Source organism: uncultured Allobosea sp., from assembly GCF_945956895.1.
Taxonomy (GTDB): Bacteria; Pseudomonadota; Alphaproteobacteria; order Rhizobiales; family Beijerinckiaceae; genus Allobosea.
Window position 1 is genome coordinate 118,711 of sequence record NZ_CAMFJF010000008.1, and the last position, 25,248, is coordinate 143,958.

A 25,248-nucleotide genomic window follows, 5' to 3' on the forward strand; every position below is an offset into this window, starting at 1 on the left:
ATGACCGAGATCGCAGACACAAAGCTGATGCTGCCGCCTCGCCGGTTGCCGCGCCTGAAGCTCCCCGCGCTGGGCAGTGCCGGCGTGCTGGTGACGGCAGCCGCGCTGCTCGGACTTTTGCTGCTCGCGCTCGCCGTGCTGGCGCCGCTGGTTTCGCCCTTCGAACCCGATCAGCAGCGGCTTCTCGCTCGGCTGAAGCCTCCCGTCGGCCTGGTCGGTGCCAACCCGCTGCACTGGCTCGGCACCGACCAGCTCGGCCGCGATCTCCTCTCGCGCTGCCTCCATGGCCTGCGCCTGACGTTGGCGCTGGCGCTTTTCGGTACCCTGCTTGGCCTCGCGCTGGGCGCGGCGCTCGGCCTCGCCGCCGGATTGCTGCGTGGCTGGGCCGATGCGCTGATCATGGGCCTGGTCGACATCATGATGTCGCTGCCCTTCACCCTCGTCGCGCTCTTCGTCGTGGCGCTGGCGGGCACCGATGTCGCGGTGCTCATCTGCGTGCTCGGCATCGCCTACTGGGCGCATTTCGCGCGATTGATCCGGGCCCAGGTGTTTAGCCTGCGCGAAATGCCGTTCGTCGAGGCGGCTCGCGCTGCCGGGGCCGGCCCCTGGCGCATCGCCACCGTCCACATGATCCCGAACCTGATCTCGCCGGTCGTGGTCATGGCGAGCCTCAACTTCTCCAACCTCATCCTGCTGGAATCGGCACTCTCCTTCCTCGGCCTCGGCGTCCAGCCGCCGACCGCGACGCTCGGCTCCATGGTCGGGCAGGGGCGCGACTACATGGCCTCCGCGCCCTGGATCGTCGCCGTTCCCGCCCTCGTCATCGTGCTCGTCAGCCTCGTCGCCATGCTGCTGGGCGATGCCTTGCGAGACCGCCTCGATCCGCGCCTGCGCGGACGCTGAACGCCACGCCTGCCCCTTTTCCCGCTCACCCAACAAGGGACTGACACCCATGCGCAAGACATTGAAGACCCTGGCGCTCGCCGCGCTGTCGGCCACCGCGCTCATCAGCGTTGCCCAGGCGCAGGAATTGAAAGTCGGCGTCCAGAACATGGCGCCCTGGCTCGATCCGGGCCGGGATTTCTCGAATGTCGGCTCGCAATTCTACTTCAACGCCTTCGACCCGCTGATCGGCAAGGACGCGACCAAGGCCGAGAGCGTCTGGCAGCCGGGCATCGCGACGAGCTGGAAGCAGGTCTCGCCGACCGTGTTCGAACTGAAGATCCGCCAAGGCGTCACCTTCCACAACGGCGACCCGATGACGGTCGAGGACGTCGTCTTCTCCTTCGACCGCATCATCAACTCGACCTTCGCGCCCTATACCGTGCGCAAGCGCGACACGCTGCCGAACATGGCCAAGGTCGAGGCCGTCGACGCCGAGACCGTGCGCGTCACCGCGACCCGGCCGGAGCCGCTGTTCGAGACGCTGCTCAACGTGCAGCAGGGCATGATCGTGCCGAAGAAATACGTGATGGGCCTGACCGGCGATCCGAACGTCGCGGAAGCTTCCGATTTCGAGGCCTTCGCCTTGAAGCCGGTCGGCACCGGCCCCTACAAGATCAGCGAGTTCGTGCCGAACCAGCGCCTGGTCTATGAGCGCCATGACGGCTTCTGGGGCGAGAAGGCGCCGTTCCAGAAGGTCACGGTGACGCGCATTCCCGAGCTTTCGGGGCGCCTGACGGCGCTCAAGAACGCCGAGGTCGACCTCATCACCAACGTCCCGCCGGACCAGCTCGAGCCGATCGCCGCCGATGCGAAGCTCAAGGTCGAGGGCATGCAGACGCCGCTCTTCCACGTCGTCATCTTCAACACCCAGAATCCGAAGATGGCCAATCCCAAGCTGCGCCAGGCGCTGTCCTATGCCATCGACCGCAAGACGCTGAACGAGGCGCTCTGGTTCGGCAAGGCCAAGGTGCCGACCTCGCACACCTTCGCGCAGTTCGGCCCGCTCTACATGCCGGAGCTGAACACCTTCGAATACGACCCGGCCAAGGCCAAGGCGTTGCTCAAGGAAGCCGGCTATGACGGCTCAGCCGTTCGCTACGATATCCAGCCGGCCTATTACACCAACGGGCTGCTCGCCGCGCAGGCGATCCAGGAAATGTGGGGCGCTGTCGGCGTCAAGATGCAGCTCAACGTCACCGAGCAATGGACCGGCTCCGACCCGACCATGATGGCTCGCGGCTGGTCGAACCCGATGTACTTCCCCGATCCCGCCGGCGCCTTCGGCATCATGTGGGCGCCGACCGGGAACTCCGCCTCGGAAGGCCGGTTCAAGGCCGACGACGCCTATGTCGCGCTCTGGGACAAGTTCCGCTTCTCGACCGATCTCGCAGAGCGCAAGCAGGCCTATGCCGCGCTGATGCAGGCGATCAAGAACGATCCGCCGGTCCTGCCGCTCTACCAGCCCTATGAGTCCTACGGCATGAAGCGCTCGCTCGCCTGGCGGCCTCTGCCGGGGCACATCCCCTATGTGCTCGACTTCCGTGCCGGCCGCGTGACGCTGGCCGCGCGCTAACCATGGTCCCGCGCCGTCATTGCGAGGAGGCATAGCCGACGAAGCAATCCAGGGGCCGCAGCGCGAGACCTTCTGGATTGCTTCGCTTCGCTCGCAATGACGGCGAATTCTCTGATCCCGTTCCGAACAGCTCCCAACAATTCGCGAGCCCCATCATGACCCGCTCCCTCCGCCTCGCCTTCGTCGCCGATATCCATCATGGTGCGAGCAGCCTCACCAAGGTCGGCCCCGCGGCCCTGTCGCTGATGCAGGAATTCCGCCGCTTCGTCGCCGACGCTCAGCCTGATGCGGTGATCGACCTCGGCGACCGCATCTCCGATGTCGATCACGCTACCGACCTTCGCCTGGAGCGGGAGGTCGCAGAAGCGTTCGCGCCGATCGCGGCGCCGCGCTTCCATCTCTGCGGCAACCACGATCGCGACCATCTCAGCGTCGTCGAGAACGAGGAAATCCTCGGCCAGGGGCTCGGCCATCGCACTGTCGATCTCGGCGGCTGGCGCCTCGTGCTCTGGGCTGCGGATTCACGCATCCACCGCCCCGGTGGCTTCGTCCTGCGCGAGGCCGACCTGATCTGGCTCGCTGCGACCGTTGAGGCCGCCGACCGGCCGCTGGTGGTGATGAGCCATGTCCCCGTCTCCGGCCATGGCCAGACCGGTAACTACTATTTCGAGCGCAATCCGGCATCCTCGACCTATCCCGGCGCCGAGCGCGCCCGTGCCGTGCTTGCTCGGGCAAAGGTGCCGCTGGTCTGCATCGCCGGCCATGTCCACTGGAACACGCTAACCACCGTCGACGCCATCCCGCACCTGACGCTGCAGTCGCTGACCGAGAGCTTCACGACGATGCCAGAACCGGCCGGCGCCTTTGCTCTGCTCGAACTCGGCGAGACTATCGCCTGGACGGTGCATGGCAAGGACCCGTTCACCGCCCGCATCGACCCGGCCGGCACGCTCCGGCGCTGGATGACGCCGCTCCAGCCCTTCGACGAGCATCCCGAGCTGCGGCAAAGGCGCCTCATCTCCGCTGCCCGGACCGATGCGGCGGCGATGGCTTGAGTCGGACTCAAGGCCGCAAGAGCCTCGGGATAGGCGATTCAGGCTAGAATTTCGCTTTCAGGCAAAAAATCAGAGGCCGCTTGTGGCACTCAACGCTGGAGCAGATGAGTTATAACAGCTTCGGATGCGGCATCCCGTGGAGGATGCGTCATGCTTGTTGAAGCTCAACCAATCCATCCGCGTCTGGCTTGGAATACCGGCGTATCATCGGTCCAAATCAACCGCTAAAGCCGCGTTACATCCGGGCCATCCGGGCGCGGCTGCAGCACGATCGGCGCGTGCGAGATCTGGCTATGTTCAATCTCGCAATCGACAGCAAGCTGCACGGTTGTGATCTCGTGCGGCTGCGAGCAGGCGATATCGTGCTCGGCGGAACCGTAAGGTTGAGGACCTCGATCATCCAGCAGAAGACCGGCCGACATTCTCGCGGGAGTTCCGCAAGCTCGCGACGAAATCGGGTTGGCCGAAGGATGTCTGGAACATGGATAGCAGGGCGGGAGCCGTGTCTGAAGCCTTCGAGGCGGGGGCGGAGCCGGCCGACGTGATGAAGGCTGCGACCCACACTCTGATGTCAACGACCATGGGCTACAACCGCGGCGCCGTCGTCCAGTCGAGCCGGGTTGCCGAGCTCAGAATCGCGAAGCGGAACGCCGCCAGAACAGAGGGCGGTAACAACGGCTCGTAAAACCGTTGAAGCACTGGGTGCTAAGTTATTGAAAAGATGAATGGTGCCCAGGGGCGGAATCGAACCACCGACACTGCGATTTTCAGTCGCATGCTCTACCAACTGAGCTACCTGGGCGAACCGGGAGCGGCGCGGGGCCGTCCGTGTTGGTGGGGGCGATATAGAGGCAGGCGCGCGGCCTGTCCAGTCACTTCAGCCGGCTTTCTTCAAAGCTGCCTCACTTGAAACTCAGCCTGTGGATGGAGGACGTGGACGACGATCGGGTTTCGGCCGTTTCAGGCACGTTTCAGAGGGAAATGGCGGTCTGGCGACATTCGCTGCGCCCGAGCACGGCGGCGAGGCGATCGATGGCGGCAAGCGCAGCGCGCCGTCCCTGCTCCGATTCGGCGATTGCAGCATGGCCATAGAGCAGCCTGGCGAATCCGATGACGTCGTTGATCACCTGGAACGAGGCTTCCTCCAGCTCGCGGGATTCGAGGAGCACGTCATGAAGATGCGCGACATGGGCTTCCGCGCGTTCCTGCAAGGCCTTGGCGTTGAGAACGCCGGCCTTGAGCACGTCGGCGCGCAGCGTTTCGATATCGCGCACCAACAGGTCGTCCATCCAGTCAGCCATGGCTCCTCCAGGGGAAAGGAGATTGCGCCGGTTCGCCAAGGCTCAGAATATCATCCAAGCGGGCGGGCGGCAGAGTGAAACCTGGCGTTTGGTTAGCCGCTCCTTTACCAATCGGAGCGAGGGGAGAGACGGCGAGTGCCGGGGGCATCGAGCCGCCGTCAATTTTCCGAAACCTGAGCGATCGGCGTTTCGGCCGGGCGGAAATGCTTGCCGCTGATGATGTGGACCAATGTTCGCACGAATGCGCCGACGATGACAACGAGCGGCAACGCCATCACGGCGTTGCCATCCAGCGCCAGCCAGATCGCAAGGCCGCAGCTCACGACGCTCCCGAGAACGAGCAGGAGCTTCATTTGCGTGGGAATGGCTCCACTGCCGGAAACCGGCAGGTTTAGCCCTGCAAACGAGATTCTCCTTTGGTTTCGGCACCGCGATCGACGCTCAGGGTCGCCGACTGAACCGTGATGGCGGTATGCGCCAAAAGGAAGCGTTGACGCTGCCGGGCGATGCGGAAACGATGGGGTATGCTTGCTGCTGTGGCTCCCGCGTGCCGGGGCGCTGATGGGCCGGGTCGACGACCGCGACGCGTCCGCGCGAAGGTCCGTGCTTTGCCGCAGCGCCGCCAGGCCTCGCCCCCCGGAGTTCCCGACGATGAACCTGACAAGCCCGCTCGCGGCCCCGGCGTCCGCGGAATCTTTGCGCCTCACCAGCCTTGCCCATGGCGGCGGCTGCGGTTGCAAGCTGGCGCCGGCCGTGCTCCAGCAATTGCTGGCCGGCCATCCTGCTGCCGGCCCTTATGCGCAGCTCCTTGTCGGTACCGAGACCGGTGACGATGCAGCGGTCTGGCAGGTCGACGACAAGACCTGCGTTGTCGCCACCACCGATTTCTTCATGCCGGTCGTCGACGATCCCCGCGATTTCGGCCGCATTGCCGCGACCAATGCGATCTCCGACGTCTATGCCATGGGCGGCAAGCCGATCATGGCGCTGGCGATCCTCGGCATGCCGCTCGACAAGCTGCCGCTCGAGGTGACCCGCGAAATCCTCAAGGGTGGTGCCTCGATCTGCGCCGAGGCCGGCATTCCGGTCGCCGGCGGCCATTCGATCGATGCCCCGGAGCCGATCTACGGTCTCGCGGTCATCGGCCTGCTCAAGCCTGCGAATCTGCGCCGCAACAGCGGCGCGAAGCCGGGCGATGCGCTGATTCTGACCAAGGCGCTGGGCGTTGGCGTCTATTCCGCCGCCTTCAAGAAAGGCGAGCTCTCCGCCGCCGCCTATGACGAGATGATCGCCTCGACAACGTTGCTCAACCGCGTCGGCGCCGATCTGGCGCAGGATGAGGCCGTTCATGCCGTCACGGACGTTACCGGCTTCGGCATTCTCGGCCATGGGCTCGAAATGGCGCGCGGCTCGGATGTCACGCTGAAGCTCCGGCTCTCCGATCTGCCGTTCCTGTCGCAGGCGGAGCGCCTGGCTCAGGAGGGCAGGGTGACGGGTGCCTCCCACCGCAACTGGGCGAGCTATGGCGAGGGCGCCGTGCTGCCGGCTGGGCTGCCGGACTGGCAACGCCATCTGCTGACCGATCCGCAGACCTCGGGCGGGTTGCTGGTCTCCTGTGCGGCCGAACGGGCTGAGGCCGTGCTCGCGCAGATCAAGGGCTCCGGCTACCCGGCAGCGCGGATCATCGGCTCGGTCGAGGCTGGGCCGGCGCAGGTCATCGTGAGCTGACGGGCGTCAACGGGCTTCCTGAACTTCCAGGTTCCGGCCCCAGGGATCGAAGAAGGCGCCCTTGTTGAGAACGAGCCGGTCCTCGCGCAAGGCCGCTTCCAACTCGCGCAGGCGGCTGCGGGCCGTGGCGTCCGGCACGAGCCCGCCATCGTCGTCGCGGGTCGGGAAGAAGGCGGCGCCGTCCCAGTTCACGCCGGCGCTGCGCAGCATCAGCACGATGTCGCCCCAGTCGATCTCGTCGCCGACGACATGGACGAAGGTCGAGCGCAGCGGCTCGACCCTGGGCTCGGCGATCCTGACCAGCACGATCAGCGCCGTGAACGGGCCCTTGCGGAAGAGCCGGCCGAGCCAGCTGTCGAAATCGGTTCCCAGCCCCCTAGATTTCGGCATGCGGCGTCTCGGGCAACTGTCGGGCGACTGGGTTGAGGGGGGAGGTGTCCATATCCGTCATGGATCTCAGGGAACTGGCGGAAGAGAATGGGAGTCGAACCCACCAGAGACCGTCTGACGGCCCCTCCCGGATTTGAAGTCCGGACGCCCCACCGGGGACGTTTCTCCTCCATCGCTCAAGCCGGGCGAAGGGCCGAACAGGTCGAGCCGCCGCCGGTTGATGCGTCTCAGGTCGCCACGGCGGATGGTGACGCCATGGCGATCGAAGAACTCGAGAATCTGGATAGCGACCTTTCGGCCGTTGTCGAGCCTGTCGCGGAATTGGGCGGCGTTGAAGCCGGCCGGATGAAGTCCGGCAAGCTCGGCCGTGATGCCGACCATCTCGGCAAGCGTGTCGCGCAGGAAAAAGTGGTCGAGCGCGACCTCATGGACATCGCCGCGCCGGCCGGTGAGCCGCAGCAGGCGCCGGATTTCCTCCTCGGGCCGCCCGAGCAGATGGCCGATATCGCGCACGCGGGGCGGGCGGAAGCGCTCAAGATCGGCGATCAACGGCCTGATTCGGCTCCAAAGCACTTCGTCCTCCGGCGAAAGCCGGGCCTCATGACCGGGCCGTCCGAGCCATGATCCGGTCGGCACCAGCACGCCCTCATCCGCGAGTCGAGCGAGAGCCTGCCTGAACAACGGGGCCGGCCAGCGGGGCGCAATGGCAAAGCGCAGCCGCTCCAGTCCCATGCCCGGCAGGTCGGGATGCTCGGCATGGAAGGCATCGAGCCGTTCGCTGGCGGCCTGTGCCAGGTCCTGCCAATGCGCCGGCAGCATCGCGAGCGGGCCGATCCTGACGAGGCCGAGACAGCGCGTTAGTTCCTCGGTCGCAGCGAGGCCGAGCGCACGGTCGCGAACGAATCCATGGATATCGGCTTGGTGCGGTGGCACCGATAACAGGTCCTGCAGGGCCTCCGCAGGATCGGGCAGGCCGAGCGTGGCGAGCTGGGCGAGGCGCTCCGGGCTGCGTCGTCGGCGCTCCGGCGCGCGCAGGTCGAGGAAGCGGCCGCCGCCGATCGTGCGTGAGGCACTCGCGTCGCGCAGCACGAAGCGGTCGAGCGTCGCCGCGGCCAGCGGCGCATCGAGCACGAGCTGGATCAGGCCGTCGCGGCCAGCGGTGATCTCGTCATCGAGCAGGACGACGCGCGCGCCGATCTCGGCCGCGGCATGATGCAGCCGCACCGGCTGCCACATCGTCAGCGCCTTTTCGCCGGGCAGGAGCGTCACCTCGGCGTCGATCCGCGTCGTCGGGGCATGGAGCGCTGGCGCCAGCACCATGTCGCCGTGCCGGATGGCATCTTTCGAGATGCCGGGGCCGGCGAGGTTGAGCGCGCAGCGCTCCCCGGCACGACCGCGTTCGGCCGGGCGGTTCTGGCCGTGGATCGAGCGCACCCTTGCCGGCAGCCCGCCTGGCGAAACGACGACGCTATCGCCAACCATCGCGCTGCCGGACAGGACGGTGCCCGTCACCACCGTCCCGGCGCCTTGCAAGGTGAAGCAGCGATCGACCGCAAGCCGGAAGGCGCCATCGCCTTGCCGTGTCTGGGCCTCGCGGGCGCGGGCAGCAAGCAGGTCGGCAAGCTCCGGCAGGCCTTCTCCGGTCAACGTGGAGACGGGCAGCATCGGCGCTCCGGCGAAGGGGCTCGACGCCAGCAGCGCCGCGATCTCCGCTTCGACCGCCTCGATCCTGTCGGCTTGAACGAGGTCGGCCTTGGTAATGGCGACGATCGCCTCGCGGATGCCGAGCAAACGGGCGATGGCGACATGCTCGCGCGTCTGCGGCATCACGCCGTCATCGGCCGCGACGACCAGCAGCACGAGGTCGATGCCGGCGGCGCCGGCCAGCATGGTGTGGACGAATTTCTCATGGCCGGGCACGTCGATGAAGCCGACGACCGAGCCGTCGGCCTGCGGCCAATAGGCGAAGCCGAGCGCGATCGAGATGCCGCGCGCCTTCTCCTCCTTCAGCCGGTCGGTATCGACGCCGGTCAGGCGCCGGACCAGCGAGGTCTTGCCATGGTCGATATGCCCGGCGGTGCCGATGATCATGGCGGCGGCCCCGACGGAGCGACGGCCGCGCGCGCGGCCTTGAGGAAGGGCGCCGCGAGCTGGCTGCCCTTGCCTTCGGCCGCGAGCAGCAGGGCGAGCGCGCGCTCCGCATCGGCCGGCACGCCCTGGCCGAGCAGGGTCGCGGCGCCGAGCATGGCTTCCGAATCCGGATCGCCTGCCACCATGCCGCGCTGCCACCATTGCGCGGCGGCGCCGGCGTCGCGCTCCACGCCGAGCGCATCGTGATGCATCATGCCGAGCCGGGTCATGCTGGTGGCGATGCCGGCCTCTGCCGCGGCCTCAGCCCAGCGCAGCGCCTCTGCCCGGTCGGCTGCATTACCGCCTTCCAGCAACATCCAGGAGAGCATGTCCTGCGCCGGAGCGTCGCCCTGCTCGGCCGCGAGTCGATAGAGCCTGATAGCCTCGGCATCGCTTTGCGCGACGCCTTCGCCCTTGAAGTGCAAGGCGGCGAGATTGCGCTGCCCGACCGGGTCGCCGCTTTCGGCGGCCAGCGTCAGCCAGCGCAGCGCCAGGGTCGGATCGCGCTCGACGCCAAGTCCTTCGGCGAAGCAGGCGCCGATATTGTTCTGCGCCCGCCCGATGCCGGCCTGGGCGAGCGGTCCCCAAAGCGCGAGCGCGGCCGGATGGTCGCCGCGCTCGACCGCCGCCGTAGCCTTTGCCATCGTCACGGCGGTATCGTCATCAGCGGCCTCGTCGCGACCGAAAAGGCACTTAAGCCAGCGCATCGGACTGCTCGGGTTTCAGCGCGTCGAGCTGCGCCGCGAACAGCGCTTCATCCTCCAGGCAACGTAGGTCGAAGATCAGGGTGCCTTGCGCGATCCGCCCGATCACCGGCACCGGCACCGCGCGAAAAGCCGCAGCCAGCTTCTCGACGGTGGAGCCTGCAGCCTTGCCCAGCGGGCGCAGAGCAAGGCCTGCGCTCGGCAGCGTCTCCAGCGGCAGCGCGCCGGAACCGATCTGGCTGGCGCAATCGATGGCTTCGACGGTCCAGCCCGTACCGATCGCCGCCGCGACCTTGGGTTGAAGGCGCTCGGCCAGGGCGCGCAGGTCACCGGCGGTTCGCGTGAACAGTCTGAGTGTCGGCAGCCGCTGCGCCAGCCGGTCGGGATCGCGATAGAGCCGGAGCGTCGCCTCCAGTGCCGCCAACCTGAGCTTGTCGAGGCGCAAAGCCCGCTTCAGCGGGTTCTTCGCCAGTTTCGCGATCAGGTCCTTCCGTCCGGCGACGATGCCGGCCTGCGGCCCGCCGAGCAGCTTGTCGCCGGAGAAGGTGACGAGATCGGCGCCGCCCTTGAGCGCATCCTGAACCGTCTTCTCCTTGCGAAGGCCCCAGCGCGAGAGGTCGATCAGCGTGCCTGAGCCGAGATCGTCGACGAAGGGTAGATCGTGCTGGTGCGCAAGCTTAGCGAGCTCGGCGGGCTCGACCTCGGCGGTGAAGCCCTGCACCACATAATTCGAGGTGTGGACCTTCATGATGAGCCCAGTTTCAGGGCCGATGGCCTCGGCGTAGTCCTTGAGATGCGTGCGGTTGGTCGTGCCGACCTCGCGCAGGGTCGCGCCGGCGCGCGCCATGATGTCGGGCATGCGGAAAGCGCCGCCGATCTCGATCAATTCGCCGCGCGAGACGATCGCCTCGCGATCGCGGGCGAGGGTGTTGAGCACCAGCAGCACGGCCGAGGCATTGTTGTTGACGAGGATCGCGTCCTCGGCGCCGGTGAGTTCCCGCACGAGGCCGCGGACATGCGCGTCGCGTTCGCCTCGGCTTCCGGTCTCGATCCCATATTCGAGATTGGTCGGTGCCCGCATCGCCGCGACCACCGCCTCGATCGCCTCCTCGGCGAGCAGGGCGCGGCCGAGATTGGTGTGCAGCACCGTGCCCGTCAGGTTGATGACGGGGCATTGCGAGGGCCGGCTGCGTTCCTCCAGCCAATCCAGGGCCAGACGGCTGACATGATCGACGGAGGCTGCTGCCGGCGCACCGCCCGAGCGCAGCCGCTCGATGACGTGCCGGACCGCATCAGTCGCCTCGTTGCGCCCGTGGCGCACGATGGCGAGTTCGCCGCCAGGGCTGCGCAGCACCGTATCGACCGATGGCGGGCGAAAATGTTCGGGCTTGTTCATCAGGCTCCCTCCGGGAGACGCTTGATCACGCTGTTCACTATACGCGGAAACGCGACGTCATCCCGGGCTTGCCGCGGGATCCATCGAAGGGCTGCGGAATTCTACGATGGATCCCGGATCTCCGCTTCGCTGCGTCCGGGATGACGGCGATGGTTCTCCTGCGATCCGACAATCTCAATACCCCAGCAGGAATGGGTTCACCCCCGCCCGGTGCCACCCGGCCTCGGTCACCAGCAGGTCGAGCCCGAGGCTGGCAACATCGTCCGCCACGGGCTCCAGTTCCATGTCCTTGCGCTGGTTCAGGATCTTCACATAGGTCCGGCACTCGTCGCAGGTCTCGGCCTTGATCGTGTCGGCGATGCCCTCGATCGCCTGATAGGCGATGCCCTTGGTCGAGCCGCAGGAGACGCATTTCACCCGGACATGGTTCCATTGCGTCGCGCAGAGCGAGCACTGGACATAGCGCACGCCCTCGATATTGGCATTGCCGGCAACGACGCTCGAGACCGGCGGCCCGCCGCAGCAGGGGCAGACGCCGTCGGCCACCGGCTGCGGCAGGAGCGGGTCGAGCAAGGCGCTGCGCCGGGCCGCTATGACCTGCAGGACCGCGGCGGCGAAGATATGCTCGGCCACGGCCTCGACCGGCACCGCATCGGCCAGCACGGCGGCGAACATCGCCTGCCTTGCCTCCGGCTCGGCTGAGACGGCGCGAGACAGAGCCCCGCGCGCGAGATCCGGCATGGCGACACCGACCAGCAGCTTTGCGAGCCGGTCGAAAGCACCGGACACGGCCGGGTCCGCCGCCAGTTCCTCGCGCGGGAGCAGCGGCATGGCATGGCTCGCGCGCAGCCGCAGCTCGCCGGGAGAGGGCAGGTCCGGCGGGGGCGTGGCGGCGACCAACGTCGCCTGCGCCCGGGTCAACTCTGCCAGGAAGGTGAGATAGGCTTCGAGCTGGTGTCCCGGCGCCAGCGCGGCGAAACGCGCGGCGCGTCGGTCGAACAGCGCCGCGGGCTCGGGCAGGCGCACGAAAGGCGGCCTATCGCGCTCGGGCGTGCCGACATCCTCGAAGGTGGCGAAGCCCGGATCGTCGCTCATTCAGTGTCCTCTCGAACCGCACGGGTCACGGGAGGCGGGGCATCCGGGGATGTCCCGCAGTCGAAATTCATTCGGCCGGACCGACGCCGTGATGGCGCGGCGGCACCTGGCGCTCGTCGATGACGCCCTCACGCGCTTCCTGCCGCAGCCAGAGCCGGTGGTGCCGGAAGGCCCAGCCCCCCGTCACCTTGCCCTCGGTCATGGCGCTGATCGTGCCACGGACATAGAAGCCGGCATAGATATGGATGATGACGACGAGCAGCATCGCGACCGCCGCCAGCGCATGCAGGATATGGCCGACGCGCTGCTGCTCGATGGTGAAGCTCGCGCCGAAATACTCGTACCAGATCATGATGCCCGTCCCGAACAGGACGAGGATCAGGAGCGTCATCAGCCAGAAGACGATCTTTTGCGCGCCGTTATACTTGCCGACTTCGGGCAGGTTCTCCTCGCGGCCCGACATCGCCTCGCCGATATGGCTCATCCATTTGGTGTCGGCCTTCGTCCAGAAATTGTAGCGCACCATCTGAACGAACAGGATCGCGAAGCTTGCGAGCAGCACGACGCCGATCCAGGGATGCAGCGCGCGCGTGTTGGAGCCGCCGCCGAACAGCCCCGACAGGAAGAACAGCGACGGATGGAACAGCGCGGCCCCGCTGAGCGCCAGCAGGATCAGCGAGATCGCGGTGACCCAATGATTGACGCGCACGCGGCCGGGATAGCGGTCGACGGTGGTGCGCCCCTCCTCACGTCTGACGGCCACGGGCAGCCTCCTCGTCGATCAGATGCTCGGCCTCGCGGTCTTCGGCGCGGCTGACATCGTTGCGTCGGGCGATCGTCGCATGGACGAAGGCGAAGGCGGCGGCGAAACCGACGACCGCCATGCCGGCATATTTGGTCAGCCCCTTCCAGAGCTCGACGACCTGGCTGATGCGCGGATTGTTGGGCAGCCCGGCATAGAGCTGCGGCTGGTCGGCGTGATGCAGGACATACATCACATGCGTGCCGCCGACGCCGGGTGGGTCGTAGAGGCCGGCATTCTTGAAGCCGCGCGACTTCAGGTCGGTGACGCGGCCCTGCGCATGGTCCAGCATCGCCTGCTTGGTGCCGAAGACGATCGCGCCCGTCGGGCAGGCCTTGGCGCAGGCCGGGGCCTGGCCGACCGAGACCCGGTCCGAGCAGAGCGTGCATTTATAGGCCTTGTGATCGGCCTGGCTGATGCGCGGGATGTTGAAGGGGCAGCCCTTCACGCAATAGCCGCAGCCGATGCAGTTCTCCGAGACGAAATCGACGATGCCGTTATTGTACTGCACGATCGCGCCGGGCGAGGGGCAGGCCTTAAGGCAGCCCGGATCGGCGCAATGCATGCAGCCGTCCTTGCGGATCAGCCATTCGAGATTGCCGCTCTCCGGGTTCTCCCATTCGGTGAACCGCATCAGCGTCCAGGTGTTCTCCGTCAGGTCATGCGGGTTGTCGTAGACGCCCCGGTTGATGCCGATCTCCTCGCGCAGGTTGTTCCATTCCAGGCAGGCCGCCTGGCAGGCCTTGCAGCCGATGCATTTGGAGACGTCGATGAGCTTCGCCACCTCGAAATCGTGGCGGACATCCGGCGGCCTGAAGGTGGTTGCCGAGATGCGGGCGAAGTCCTGGCTCTGCAGTCCCATTGCCTTCGCCTCCCTAGCTCGTCGCCGGTCCGTTGGACGGCTCGACATTCACCAGGAACGCCTTGAACTCGGGCGTATCGGTGTTGGCGTCGCCGACGAACGGGGTGAGGCTGTTGGGGCCGAAGCCCTTCCTGGCCGCACCGGTGAAGCCCCAGTGGAGCGGGATGCCGACCACATGGACGGTCTTGCCGTCGCAGATCAGCGGCTTGATGCGCTTGGTCACCACGGCCTTGGCATAGACCGAGCCGCGATTGGAGGAGACCTTCACCCAGCCGCCCTTCTGGATGTTCTTCTCCGCGGCCAGCTGTTCGCTGATCTCGACGAAGAACTCCGGCTGAAGCACCGCATTCACCCAGACATGCTTGGTCCAGTAGTGGAAATGCTCGGTCAGGCGGTAGGAGGTCGCTGCATACGGGAACTTGTCCGAAGTCCCGAGCGCGGCGAGGTCGTCCTTGAAGATGCGCGCTGCCGGGTTGCCCCGGATCTTGGGCGCCATCACGTTGGCGACCGGGCTCTCGAACGGCTCGTAATGCGCCGGGAACGGCCCGTCCCGCATCAATCCGCGCGAGAACAGGCGGGCCGAGCCCTCGGCATTCATGATGAACGGGCCGACATCGCGCGGCTTGGCGTTCACCGCGATGTCGGGCACGTCATAGCCGGTCCAGGCCGTGCCGTTCCACTCGATCAGCTTGCGCTTGGGATCCCAGGCCTTGCCGTCGAGATCGGCCGAGGCGCGGTTGTAGAGGATGCGCCGGTTGGCCGGCCAGGAGAAGGCCCAGTTGGAATAGGCGCCGGTATTGCCGGGATCGCTGGTGTCGCGCCGGGCCATCATGTTGCCCCGCTCGGTCCAGCTGCCCGAATAGATCCAGCAGCCGCAGGCGGTCGAGCCGTCGTCGCGCAATTGGCCGAAGGTGTCGACCTGCTTGCCCTTCTCCAGCAGCACCTTGCTCGGGTCGGCCGGGTCGGTGACGGTGGACACGACGTAGCCGTTGAGCTCCTTGGCCATCTCGTCGGGCTGCGGGTCCTGCGGATCGCGATAGGGCCAGTGCAGGTTGACGATCGGATCGGGGAAGGCGCCGCCTTCCTTCCGATAGAGCTCGCGCAGGCGCATATGGAGCTGCGCCATGATCCAGGTGTCGGCCTTCGCCTCGCCCGGAGGTTCCTGGCCCGGCCAGTGCCATTGCAGCCAGCGGCCGGAATTGACCAGCGAGCCCTCGTCCTCGGCGAAGCAACTCGTCGGCAGTTCGAAGACCTCGGTCTTGATCGATTCGGGCTTCACGTCGTTATGGACGCCCTCGTCCTTCCAGAACCGCGCCGTTTCCGTCTGGAGCGGATCCATCACCACCAGGAACTTCAGCTTCGACAGCGATTCCGTGATCTTGTTGCGATTGGGCGCCGACAGGAGCGGGTTGAAGCCCTGGCAGAAATAGCCGTTGACCTTGCCCTGATGCATCAGGTCCATGATGCGCAGGAGGTCGTAGCCGCCGACATCGAGCTTCGGCAGCCACTGATAGGCGAACTCGTTCTCCGCCGTGGCTGCCGGGCCCCACATCGACTTCAGGAAGCTCACCATGAACTTCCGGTAGTTCTGCCAGTAGCTCATCTGGTTGGGACGCAACGGCTTGAAGCCGCGCGTCGACATATAGGTCGTGAAATCGACCTCCCTGTCCTTCGGGATCGTGAGATAGCCGGGGATCAGGTCCGACATCAGGCCGATATCGGTGAGCCCCTGGATGTTGGAATGCCCGCGCAGCGCATTCATGCCGCCGCCGCGCACGCCGATATTGCCGAGCATGAGCTGCACCATCGCCATGGTGCGGATGTTCTGCGAGCCCTTCGAGTGCTGCGTCCAGCCGAGCGCGTACATCGACGTCATCGTCTTGTCGCGCGCCGAGCACTCGGAGATCATCTTGCAGATCGCGAGATACTTGTCCTTCGGCGTGCCGCAGATGCGCTCGACCATCTCGGGCGTATAGGCGGCGACATGCTGCTTCAGGAGCTGATAGACGCAGCGCGGGTTCTGCAGGGTCTCGTCGACCTGGACATAGCCGTCCGGCCCGAGCTCGTAGTCCCAGCTCGAGCGGTCATAGTCGCGCTTGGCCTCGTCATAGCCGGAGAACAGGCCGTCCTGATAGGAGAAGCCCTCCTTCACGAGATAGGGCGCGTTGGTGAAGGCGCGCACATAGTCGTGCTGGATCTTGTCGTTCTCGATGCAGTAGCGGATCACCCCGAGCAGGAAGGCGATGTCGGTGCCTTGCCGGATCGGCGCATAGAAATCCGCGACCGAGGCCGTGCGCGTGAAGCGCGGATCGACGACGATCAGCTTGGCGCCGCGCTGGGCCTTGGCCTCAGTGACCCATTTGAAGCCGCACGGATGCGCTTCGGCGGCGTTGCCGCCCATGACGATGATGAGGTCGGTGTTCTTGATGTCCGTCCAGGAGTTGGTCATCGCACCGCGACCGAATGTTGGGGCCAGACTGGCCACCGTCGGTCCGTGTCAAACGCGCGCCTGGTTGTCGAACGCCAGAACTCCGAGGCTTCGCACGACCTTGTAGGTCAGGAAAGCCGTCTCGTTGGTGGTGGCCGAAGCCGCCAGGAAGCCCGTGGTCAGCCAGCGGTTGACCGTGACCCCGTCCTGGTTCTTCGCGACGAAGTTCTTGTCGCGGTCGTCCTTCATCAGGCGCGCGATGCGGTCTAGCGCCTCGTTCCAGCTGATCTGGCGGAACGCCTTCTCGCCCGGGCCGCGATATTGCGGGACCTTGGTGCGCGTCTCCGAATGGACGAAATCGAGGAGGGCGGCCCCCTTCGGGCAGAGCGTGCCGCGATTGGTCGGGTGGTCCGGGTCGCCTTCGATATGGATGATCGCCGGATGGGCGTTCTTCGACTTGTCGCCCAGGCCGTACATGATGACGCCGCAGGCGACGGAGCAGTACGGGCAGGTGTTTCGTGTTTCCGTGGTGCGGGCCAGCTTGAAGGGCCGCACGGCCTGGGCAAGTGCCTCCTCGGCACCGCCGAACCCGAGTGCGGCGACGGCAGAACCGGCGACTCCCGCACCTGCGGCTTTCAGAAACTGGCGACGCGAGAGCTCATGCAGCATCTCAACCTCCCAGGGCGACGACGAAGCGTCGTTCAATTTGGAATAGTGAAACTCTGAGGGAGGGGCGTCAAGGCAAGCCTTCGCGGCTGGACGGGCAGGCTCTTAGACTTTCGGCCTACGATTGTACCGCTTGCTGGGCCTTGCCTCGGTGTGGCTGTCAGGCGCGCGGGGCAGGGGGGCCGTAGCTGGAAGCGGCTCGTGGGTTACGTTGATGTCGGCGGTTGCGCTGCCGCCCCATGCGGAGGAGAGCTGCGCGACGATATGCCGGCCGAAGCTCTCGTAGGGGATGCGGATCGAGGTCAGCCAGGGCGCGATCCAGTGATTGAGCGCGTTGCCGTCGATGCCGACGAGGATGCAGCGCTCGGGGATCGCGATGCCGGTCTCCGTCGCGCGGCGATAGGCGCCATAGGCGATCATGTCGCTGACGCAAAGGGCCCCGTCGGGCCAGCCGCCGCTCTCTTCCAGGCTTTTAGCCGCGGCATAGCCGATCTCGATATGCGACAGGCTGGGCGCGCTCGCCCGGCGGATATCGGCGTCCGGAATGCCCTGAACGACGAGCCTTTGAATGAAGCCGTCGGCGCGTTCGGTCGTGCTCGAAGCGTTCAGTGTCGCCATCAGCACGGCAGGCCGTCTGACGCCCTGCGCGAGCAGGTAGTCGGCGGCATCGGCGCCCGCCTTGCGGTTGTCGATGCCGACATAGGCGCCGCCGCCGAGCGGATTGCGCCGCGCGACGAACACCATCGGGTCGCCGCGCGTCTGCGCTTCGGCAAGGCCGGCGCTGCCGACGGCGCTGACCATCACGTAGCCGGCCACGAACTGGTCGCGCATCGCCCGCAGATAATCGTCCTGCAAATCGGCGCGGTCATGCGTGTCGCAGAGGATCATGACGTAGCCGGCGTCCCGCAGCGCGGCTTCCGTCGAGACCGCGATCGCGGCCATGGCGGGGTTGTCGAGATTGGGGGCGAGCATCGCGACCACCCGGCTGGCACGGCGCTTCAACGCCCGCCCGACGGGGTTGGGCCGGTAGCCCAGCCGTGCGATCGCCTGTTCGACGCGGGCGATCGTGTCCGGAGAGGCCCGCCCGCTCTTGCCGTTGACGATCCGCGAAACGGTCGCGACCGAGACGCCGGTTTCCCGCGCCACCGTCGCTAGGGAAACCCCGTCCTGCTGCGGTCTTGCGGCCTTTGCCGTCATGGTTCTCCCCCGGTGCAGGCGCCCGGCCTCGGTGCCGGTCGGTGGATCGAAAGCCGGCTAATTCAGCCATGCCGCGACATCCACCCGTTGACAAGCAAGGCAAACGTTTGCCTTAGTGATTGTCAAGGCGCCCGTTGAAGTGCCGTGGTCATGCAAGGGATGGAACGCAGATGCAGGGGAAACACTGGATTTCGGCGCTCGCGCTGACGGTCGGCCTCGTCGCCGGCAGCGGGGCGTTCGCGCAGACCACGGTGCGCATCGCCTGGTACTCCGACGGCAATGAGGGCGAGGTCGTCTCCGACCTGCTGAAGCGCTTCGAAGCGCAGAACAAGGACATCAAGGTCGTGCTCGACCAGGTGCCCTACAAGGCGATCACCGAGAACCTGCCCGTCCAGCTTGCCTCGGGGCAGGGGCCGGACATCGCCCGCGTCGTCGACCTCGGCGGCGTCGCCCGCTACGCGCTCGATATGCGCCCCTATCTCAAGGACGCCTCCTACTGGGAGAAGAATTTCGGCCCGTTCCTGCCCTGGATGCGCCCCGAGGGTGATTCCAGCGCGATCACCGGCTTCATGACGCAGCTCACCGTTACCGGCCCCTTCGTCAACAAGACGCTGTTCGAGCAGGCCGGCGTCGCGCTGCCGGGTGCGAAGGCGACTTGGGAGGACTGGGGCAAGGCGGCGAAGGAGGTCGCGACCAAGGTCAAGGCGCCGTTCCCGGTCGCGATGGACCGCTCCGGTCATCGCTTCTTCTCGGTCGCAGTCTCGGAAGGCGCCAAGGTCTTCGACGACAAGGGCGAGCCGGCGGTGATCGACGAGGGTTTCCGGCGCGGCGCCAAGCTCATCTATGACTGGCACCAGAACGGCACCATGGCGAAGGAACTTTGGGGCTCGGTCTCCGGCACCGCCTATCGCGGCGCCAATGACGAATTCAAGAACGCCCAGGTCGTGATGTACCAGTCCGGCTCCTGGCAGATCGCCCAGTTCGACAAGACGGTGGGCGACGCCTTCGACTGGGTCGCGGTTCCCTCGCCCTGCGGGGCAGGCGGCTGCTCGCCCATGCCGGGCGGCGCCGGTCTCGTCGCGATCAAGACGACCAAGAGCCCGGAGGCCGTCGCCAAGGTGATGGACTATCTGGCGAGCGAGCCGGTGCTGAGCGAGTTCTATGCCCGCTCGCTCTTCGTCCCCGGCCATCTCGGCATTGCCGCCAAGGGGCTCGACTATGCTGGTGCGACGCCGCAGGGCAAGGCCGCGCTCAAGGTCTTCTCGGATCAGGTCGCGCAGATCTCGCCAGCCGCCTACAAGCTGCAGGGCTATGTCAACAACCGCGTGATCTTCAACGCGGTGATCAGCCGGCTCGGCCAGGCGATCTCGGGCGAGGGCACGCTCGACGAGGCCTTCAAGCGGATCGAATCCGACGTCGCCCAGCAGATCGCCGAGCGCAAGAAGTAAGGCCGATGGCCACCGCTGAGACAAACCCGCGCCGCGAGGGCGCGGGCGCCGCCGGCTTTCTTGCCGCGCCGCTCGCGCTCCTGATGCGCCTCGTCGATGGACCGATGCGGGCGCTCCAGCGCCTGATCGGCGAGCGGCGGATGGCCTATGTCTTCATCCTGCCGAACCTCGCCTTCTTCTCGCTCTTTGTGTTCCTACCGCTCGTCATCAACCTCGTCTTCTCGGTGACGGGCGGGGCCGGGCTCTTCCCGAGCGAGCGTCCTTTCGTCGGGGCGCAGCAATACGGCTACCTCTTCGATTGCGGCTCCTTCCTCGACCCATCCTCCTGCCGCGAGGACCATTTCTGGCGCGGTGTTTCCAACACGGCCCGCTTCACCGTCTTCCAGGTCACGGCGATGGTGCTGTTCTCGCTGCTGACCGCCGTTGTGCTGAACATGAAGATCCGGGCGCGTGGCTTCTTCCGCGCCGTCTATTTCTTCCCGGTCCTGCTCTCGCCGGTGGTGGTGGCGCTGACCTGGAAATGGATCCTCCAGCGCGACGGCCTGCTCAATGCCGCGATCACCTCGATCGGCGGCGAGCGCATCCTGTTTCTGGTCGATCCGAGCTGGGCGATGTTCTGGATCGTCTTCGTCTCGGTCTGGGCCCATATGGGCTTCTACACGCTGATCCTGCTCGCCGGCCTCCAGGCCATTCCGGCCGATCTCTACGAGGCGGCCGAGATGGATGCGACGCCGCGCTGGCGCGTGTTCTGGCGCATCACCCTGCCGCTGCTCTGGCCGAACATGATCGTCGTCATCGTGCTCGCGCTGATCAAGGGCGTGCAGACCTTCGACGAGGTCTTCGTGCTCACCGGCGGCGGGCCGGGCACCGCGACGCTGATGATCGTGCACTACATCTATGAGACGGCTTTCGCCAATCAGGTCCAGAATTTCGGTCTGGCGGCGGCAGCCTCCGTCGTGCTCGGCATCGTGCTCTTCGCGCTGACGCTGGCCCAGCTCGCGGCAAGCCGCCGCAAGGGGGCCGCATGAGCCGGGTGGCCGTGCTTCTCCAACCCTCAGCCCTCATCCTGAGGAGCCGCGCCGGCGGCGTCTCGAAGGATGTTCCAGGAGGCTCCGGAGCGAATTGGAACATCCTTCGAGACGCGCCTTGCGGCGCTCCTCAGGATGAGGGCTGTGCCTGGGTTGGCGCGAAGAGGAGCTCGCCATGAGCCTCGCGACGCGGATGATGACCGCCCGGCGCAAGCCCGGCCGCTGGCATTGGACCGATATCGCGGCCTATGCCTATCTCGCGCTCGGCGTCGTCCTGATGTTCGGCCCGGTGCTCTGGCTCGGCCTGTCCTCGTTCAAGACGCAGGCCGGGCTGCTCGAATTCCCGCCTTCGCTGCTGCCGATGTCGCAGAAGGAGGTGGCGGTGCCGGGCCAGGCGCAGAAGCTGCCGCTCTTCGAGGTCGAGATGCCGGACGGCTCCAAGCGCGTGCTGGCGCAGGTCCGCCGCATCGGTATCCAGGCCCAGATGGTCGACCCCGCCAATCCGGCTGAGACGATCCGCGTTCCCATCGACAAGCGCATGCCCGTCCGCGAGTTCAAGCTCGCCACAGAGAACTATACCGAGCCGCTGGAGCGCTTCGCCTTCACGCGCTTCCTGTGGAACTCGGTGTTCGTCACGCTGGTCGCGACGATCATCACGCTGATCATCAACTCGATGGCGGCCTATGCGCTCTCGATCTACGAATTCCGGGGCAAGACGGCTGTGATGCTGATGGTGATCGGCACGCTGATGATCCCGATCACGATCATTCTCGTGCCGGTCTATCTGGTCATCACCAAGCTCGGGCTGGTGAACTCGCTCTGGGCCGTGATCCTGCCGGGCGCTGCGACGCCGACCGGCGTCTTCCTGCTGCGCCAGTACATGCTGACCCTGCCGCGCGACCTGATCGAGGCCGCGCGCATGGACAAGGCCTCGGAGTGGCAGATCTACTGGCGCATCGTCATGCCGCTCGCGATGCCGGCGCTGGCCGTGCTCGCGATCTTCTCGATCATGTGGCGCTGGAACGAGTTCCTCTGGCCGCTGGCGGTGCTGACCAAGACCGAGTCCTACACGTTGCAGATCGGCCTCAACGCCTTCCAGGGCGAATTGCAGACGCAGTGGCACTACCTGCTCGCGATGACGGTGGTCACGCTGCTTCCGGTCGCGCTGGTCTTCGTCTTTCTGCAGCGCTTTATCACCACCGGCATCGCCAATACGGGAATGAAATAATGGCCGGCCTGAAGCTTTCCGGGGTCCGCAAGGCCTATGGCGCGACGACGGTGCTGCACGGTATCGATCTCGACGTCGCCGATGGCGAGTTCGTCGTCTTCGTCGGCCCGTCCGGCTGCGGCAAGTCGACCCTGCTGCGCTCGATCGCCGGGCTGGAGGAGATCACCGGCGGCACCATCGCGATCGACGGCACCGATGCGACCCATCTGCCTGCCTCCGAGCGTGGGCTTGCGATGGTGTTCCAGTCCTATGCGCTCTACCCGCATATGAGCGTTTACGCGAACATGGCCTTCGCGCTGGAAAACATGGGCCTGCCGCGCGCGGAGATCGACAAGCGCGTGCAGCGCGCCGCCCAGATGCTGCGCCTCACCGACTATCTCGAGCGCAAGCCCAAGGCGCTCTCGGGCGGCCAGCGCCAGCGCGTCGCCATCGGCCGCGCCATCGTGCGCGATCCCAAGATCTTCCTGTTCGACGAGCCTTTGTCGAATCTCGACGCGGAACTGCGGGTCGCGACGCGCAAGGAGCTCGCCGCGCTCCATGCCGAGATCGGCGGCACGATGATCTACGTCACGCACGATCAGGTCGAGGCGATGACACTGGCCGACCGCATCGTCGTGCTGCAGGGCGGCCGGATCGAGCAGGTCGGCACGCCGCTGGAACTCTATAATCGCCCCGACAACCTCTTCGTCGCCGGCTTCATCGGCTCGCCGCGCATGAACCTCTTGCCGGGCCGCGTCAGCGCTGCCGGCAAGGTTGCACTGGGCGAGGGCGGGCACGAGGTCGCTTGCGCCACCGGCAGCCTCGCCGCCGGCAGCAAGGTCACGCTCGGCATCCGCCCCGAGCATCTGGCGCTGGCACCGAACGGGCAGGGGCTGCCGCTCGCGATCGATCTCGTCGAGCGGCTCGGCGGCGAGAGCTACCTTTATGGGACCGCCGCCGGCCTGCCCCAGATCACGCTCCGGCTCGACGGCCAGAGCGAGCATGAACGCGGCCATACGGTGCCGCTCGCCCTCCCGCAGCAGAGCCTGCATCTGTTCGACGAAGCGGGCCAAGCGGTCAGGGTTTGAAGATTTGCGCCGTCATTCCGGGGCAGGCCGAAGGCCTGAGCCCGGAACCCAGAACCGATGCGCTCTCAGGAGGGGGATCGGGCCGATCGACAGTTGCGGCACCGATGTCGGTTCTGGGTTCCGGGCTCTTCGCTGCGCGAAGCCCCGGAATGACGGGGCTGGGAAAACCAAGGTACTCGGAGACCAATCCATGAAAGCCCTGACGCAAGGCCGCTATCTCGGCCGCGATGGCGAAGCCGCCCTGTTCGATCTCGGGCTCGGCCATACGCTCTCCGTTGGTATTCTCGAAGGCGATATCGGCCGGGTGACGCTGAAGCCGCAGGATGGCTACAGGCTCGACCGTGGCTGGTCGATCGCACCGGGCGGGTTGGAGCCGGCCTATGAAGGGCGTCCGCGCGAGAGCCTCGCGGGCTTCACCTGCCCGAGGACGGATATCCGGGCCGACGCGGGCAAGGTCGTCATTGCCGCGGGGGGATTGAGCGCCGAAGTTACGCTCTCGCCCTTCAGCATCGCCTGGCGCCGCGACGGCGAGGACAAGCCTTTCCTGCAGGACCGCACGACGCAGGCTTATCTGGTTTCGCCCCGCACGGGCGCGCTCGCGCATTTCATGGCGCGCGACGAGCACGAGCGCCATTACGGCCTCGGCGACAAGGCCGGCCCGCTCGACCGCACCGGCCGCCGTTTCGCCATCGACGCGGTCGACCCTTGCGGCTTCGACGCCGAATTGTCGGACCCGCTCTACAAGATGCTGCCCTTCTTCATCGTCGACGGGCCGGCGGGAGCCCACGGCCTCTATTACGACAACCTCTCGACCGGCAGCGTCGATTTCGGCTGCACGCTCGATAATTACCACGGCCTGTTCCGCTCCTGGAAAGGCGACGACGGCGATCTCGATTATTACGTGATGGCCGGCCCGACCGTGCCGGATGTGGTCAGGCGCTTCTCGTGGCTGACCGGCGGGCAGGCTTTCGCGCCGCTCTGGTCCTTCGGCTTCGGCGTCACCTCGATGGCGATCGCCGACGCGCCCGATGCCGATGCCCGCATCAGTGATTTCATCGGCAAGCTCACGACGCATCGCATCCCCTGCGACTCGTTCCATTTCGGCTCGGGCTATACCCAGATCGGCCATCGCCGCTACGCCTTCAACTGGAACCGGCAGAAGTTCCCGGACCCGAAGGCGACGATGCAACGGCTGAACGATGTCGGCATCTTCACGGTGGCCAATCTCAAGCCCTGCCTGCTCGACGACCATCCGCGCCTGAAGGAGGCGCTCGACGGCGATTTCCTCGTTCGCGACGGGAACAGCGGCAAGCCGGCCGTCGCGCAGTTCTGGGACGGGCTCGGCTTCCATCTCGACTACACCAATCCGAAGGGCCGCGCCTGGTGGCGCAACGGCATCGAGATGGCGCTGCTCGATTACGGCTTCACCACGGTCTGGAACGACAACAACGAATACGAGATCTGGGACGAGGACGCGCTTTGCGACGGCGACGGCCGCCCGTTCCGGCAGGCGCTCGCGCGTCCGGCGCAGCCGCTCCTGATGACCAAGCTCTCCTACGAGGCGCAGGCCGATCGCCAGCCCGGCAAGCGGCAATATGCGATCACGCGTGGTGGCTGCGCCGGCATCTCGCGTTACGCCCAGACCTGGTCCGGTGACAACGAAACCGCCTGGAAGACGCTGCGCTACAATCTGACGCAAGGGCTCAACATGAGCCTGTCCGGGATGTTCTCGATCGGTCACGATGTCGGCGGCTTCCACGGCCCGACGCCCGGCCCCGAGCTCTTCGTGCGCTTCAACGAGTTCTGCTCGCTTTGGCCGCGTATGGTGATGAACTCCTGGAACGACGATGGCGTCGTCAACCTGCCCTGGATGTATCCCGAGATGGTGCCGCAGGTGCGCGAGGCGATCGCGCTGCGCTATCGGCTGATGCCCTATCTCTACACGCTGATGTGGCGCGCCAGCCGCGACGGCACCCCGGCGATCCGGCCGTTGCTCTGGAACTTCCCGCAGGACGCGACGGCCGTGAAGACCGACGACGCCTTCATGATCGGGCCGGACGTATTGGTCGCGCCGGTGCTGGAAGAGGGCGCCCGCGAGCGCAGCGTCTACCTGCCGGTTCATGCGGGCGGCTGGTACGACTGGCACACCGGCCAGCACTTCGACGGCGGCGCGGTCGTGACGGTCGCGGCGCCGCTCGGCCGCCT

The 25,248-nt window shown here is 66.4% G+C and carries 21 protein-coding genes, 2 tRNA genes and 1 pseudogene; 10 read left to right on the top strand and 14 right to left on the bottom strand.

What is annotated here, in order from left to right; all coding sequences use genetic code 11:
- The 3 genes from Q0Q02_RS07595 to Q0Q02_RS07605 all read left to right on the top strand — a co-directional run bounded on the left by Q0Q02_RS07595 (position 1) and on the right by Q0Q02_RS07605 (position 3,573).
- Entirely contained in the window at positions 1-903 is a 903-nt protein-coding gene (locus tag Q0Q02_RS07595) for an ABC transporter permease (RefSeq protein ID WP_293808247.1), read from the top strand.
- 49 nt (positions 904-952) lie between these two features.
- Positions 953-2,518 (top strand): ABC transporter substrate-binding protein, encoded by a 1,566-nt coding sequence (locus tag Q0Q02_RS07600; protein ID WP_293808249.1) that lies wholly within the window; start codon positions 953-955, stop codon positions 2,516-2,518.
- A 155-nt stretch (positions 2,519-2,673) separates the two neighbouring features.
- Positions 2,674-3,573 carry a metallophosphoesterase gene (locus tag Q0Q02_RS07605; protein ID WP_293808251.1) on the top strand — a complete coding sequence of 300 codons (900 nt, stop codon included), beginning with the start codon at positions 2,674-2,676 and terminating at the stop codon, positions 3,571-3,573.
- 224 nt (positions 3,574-3,797) lie between these two features.
- Here Q0Q02_RS07605 and Q0Q02_RS07610 read toward each other — a convergent pair whose 3' ends face one another.
- Complete coding sequence (locus Q0Q02_RS07610; RefSeq protein WP_293808253.1) at positions 3,798-3,995, bottom strand: hypothetical protein; 198 nt, start codon at positions 3,993-3,995, stop codon at positions 3,798-3,800.
- 59 nt (positions 3,996-4,054) lie between these two features.
- On the opposite strand from Q0Q02_RS07610, the gene Q0Q02_RS07615 reads away from it, so the two are divergent.
- Complete coding sequence (locus tag Q0Q02_RS07615; protein ID WP_293808255.1) at positions 4,055-4,258, top strand: hypothetical protein; 204 nt, start codon at positions 4,055-4,057, stop codon at positions 4,256-4,258.
- A gap of 41 nt (positions 4,259-4,299) precedes the next feature.
- On the opposite strand, the gene Q0Q02_RS07620 is transcribed toward Q0Q02_RS07615, so the two are convergent.
- The 3 genes from Q0Q02_RS07620 to Q0Q02_RS07630 all read right to left on the bottom strand — a co-directional run bounded on the left by Q0Q02_RS07620 (position 4,300) and on the right by Q0Q02_RS07630 (position 5,227).
- A tRNA-Phe gene (locus Q0Q02_RS07620) sits at positions 4,300-4,375 on the bottom strand.
- A gap of 169 nt (positions 4,376-4,544) precedes the next feature.
- Positions 4,545-4,874, bottom strand: coding sequence for a hypothetical protein (locus Q0Q02_RS07625; RefSeq protein WP_293808256.1), 330 nt, complete (start codon positions 4,872-4,874; stop codon positions 4,545-4,547).
- Between the two features lie 158 nt (positions 4,875-5,032).
- A complete protein-coding gene (locus tag Q0Q02_RS07630; protein WP_293808258.1) occupies positions 5,033-5,227 on the bottom strand; it encodes a hypothetical protein in 195 nt (64 codons plus the stop codon).
- 298 nt (positions 5,228-5,525) lie between these two features.
- Between Q0Q02_RS07630 and selD the strand changes: the two genes are divergently transcribed.
- A complete protein-coding gene (gene selD / locus Q0Q02_RS07635; protein WP_293808259.1) occupies positions 5,526-6,602 on the top strand; it encodes a selenide, water dikinase SelD in 1,077 nt (358 codons plus the stop codon).
- 6 nt (positions 6,603-6,608) lie between these two features.
- Here the strand turns inward: selD and Q0Q02_RS07640 are convergent, their stop codons facing one another.
- The 10 genes and pseudogenes from Q0Q02_RS07640 to Q0Q02_RS07685 form a co-directional block, all read right to left on the bottom strand.
- The gene (locus tag Q0Q02_RS07640; RefSeq protein WP_293808260.1) at positions 6,609-6,992 is read right to left on the bottom strand and encodes a hypothetical protein; all 384 of its coding nucleotides are present in this window, start codon (positions 6,990-6,992) and stop codon (positions 6,609-6,611) included.
- A gap of 75 nt (positions 6,993-7,067) precedes the next feature.
- Positions 7,068-7,163: transfer RNA gene (locus tag Q0Q02_RS07645), tRNA-Sec, on the bottom strand.
- Between the two features lie 105 nt (positions 7,164-7,268).
- Positions 7,269-9,083: pseudogene (gene selB, locus Q0Q02_RS07650) on the bottom strand (selenocysteine-specific translation elongation factor); the annotation flags it as partial.
- On the bottom strand, positions 9,080-9,829 hold the full coding sequence (locus Q0Q02_RS07655) for a tetratricopeptide repeat protein (protein ID WP_293808262.1): 750 nt from the start codon (positions 9,827-9,829) through the stop codon (positions 9,080-9,082). The gene Q0Q02_RS07655 and the pseudogene selB, both read right to left, overlap by 4 nt.
- The gene (gene selA, locus Q0Q02_RS07660) at positions 9,816-11,222 is read right to left on the bottom strand and encodes an L-seryl-tRNA(Sec) selenium transferase (protein ID WP_293808263.1); all 1,407 of its coding nucleotides are present in this window, start codon (positions 11,220-11,222) and stop codon (positions 9,816-9,818) included. The genes Q0Q02_RS07655 and selA overlap by 14 nt, the downstream gene beginning before the upstream one ends.
- Before the next feature lie 174 nt (positions 11,223-11,396).
- Positions 11,397-12,317 carry a formate dehydrogenase accessory protein FdhE gene (fdhE, locus tag Q0Q02_RS07665; RefSeq protein ID WP_293808265.1) on the bottom strand — a complete coding sequence of 307 codons (921 nt, stop codon included), beginning with the start codon at positions 12,315-12,317 and terminating at the stop codon, positions 11,397-11,399.
- A 67-nt stretch (positions 12,318-12,384) separates the two neighbouring features.
- The gene (locus Q0Q02_RS07670) at positions 12,385-13,080 is read right to left on the bottom strand and encodes a formate dehydrogenase subunit gamma (RefSeq protein WP_293808266.1); all 696 of its coding nucleotides are present in this window, start codon (positions 13,078-13,080) and stop codon (positions 12,385-12,387) included.
- The gene (fdxH, locus tag Q0Q02_RS07675; RefSeq protein ID WP_293808268.1) at positions 13,064-13,981 is read right to left on the bottom strand and encodes a formate dehydrogenase subunit beta; all 918 of its coding nucleotides are present in this window, start codon (positions 13,979-13,981) and stop codon (positions 13,064-13,066) included. Before fdxH ends, Q0Q02_RS07670 begins: the two co-directional genes overlap by 17 nt.
- Before the next feature lie 13 nt (positions 13,982-13,994).
- The gene (gene fdnG, locus Q0Q02_RS07680) at positions 13,995-17,078 is read right to left on the bottom strand and encodes a formate dehydrogenase-N subunit alpha (protein WP_293808269.1); all 3,084 of its coding nucleotides are present in this window, start codon (positions 17,076-17,078) and stop codon (positions 13,995-13,997) included.
- A gap of 102 nt (positions 17,079-17,180) precedes the next feature.
- Positions 17,181-18,272 carry a LacI family DNA-binding transcriptional regulator gene (locus tag Q0Q02_RS07685; protein ID WP_293808270.1) on the bottom strand — a complete coding sequence of 364 codons (1,092 nt, stop codon included), beginning with the start codon at positions 18,270-18,272 and terminating at the stop codon, positions 17,181-17,183.
- 170 nt (positions 18,273-18,442) lie between these two features.
- On the opposite strand from Q0Q02_RS07685, the gene Q0Q02_RS07690 reads away from it, so the two are divergent.
- The 5 genes from Q0Q02_RS07690 to Q0Q02_RS07710 form a co-directional block, all read left to right on the top strand.
- A complete protein-coding gene (locus Q0Q02_RS07690) occupies positions 18,443-19,720 on the top strand; it encodes an extracellular solute-binding protein (protein ID WP_293808271.1) in 1,278 nt (425 codons plus the stop codon).
- A gap of 5 nt (positions 19,721-19,725) precedes the next feature.
- Positions 19,726-20,748 carry a sugar ABC transporter permease gene (locus Q0Q02_RS07695; RefSeq protein WP_293808273.1) on the top strand — a complete coding sequence of 341 codons (1,023 nt, stop codon included), beginning with the start codon at positions 19,726-19,728 and terminating at the stop codon, positions 20,746-20,748.
- A 175-nt stretch (positions 20,749-20,923) separates the two neighbouring features.
- Positions 20,924-21,976: a carbohydrate ABC transporter permease gene (locus tag Q0Q02_RS07700; RefSeq protein ID WP_293808275.1), complete on the top strand. Its 1,053-nt coding sequence runs from the start codon at positions 20,924-20,926 to the stop codon at positions 21,974-21,976.
- Entirely contained in the window at positions 21,976-23,043 is a 1,068-nt protein-coding gene (locus tag Q0Q02_RS07705) for a sn-glycerol-3-phosphate ABC transporter ATP-binding protein UgpC (protein WP_293808276.1), read from the top strand. The genes Q0Q02_RS07700 and Q0Q02_RS07705 overlap by 1 nt, the downstream gene beginning before the upstream one ends.
- Positions 23,044-23,233: 190 nt before the next feature.
- On the top strand, positions 23,234-25,248 hold a 2,015-nt coding region (locus Q0Q02_RS07710; RefSeq protein WP_293808278.1), incomplete at its 3' end, for a TIM-barrel domain-containing protein.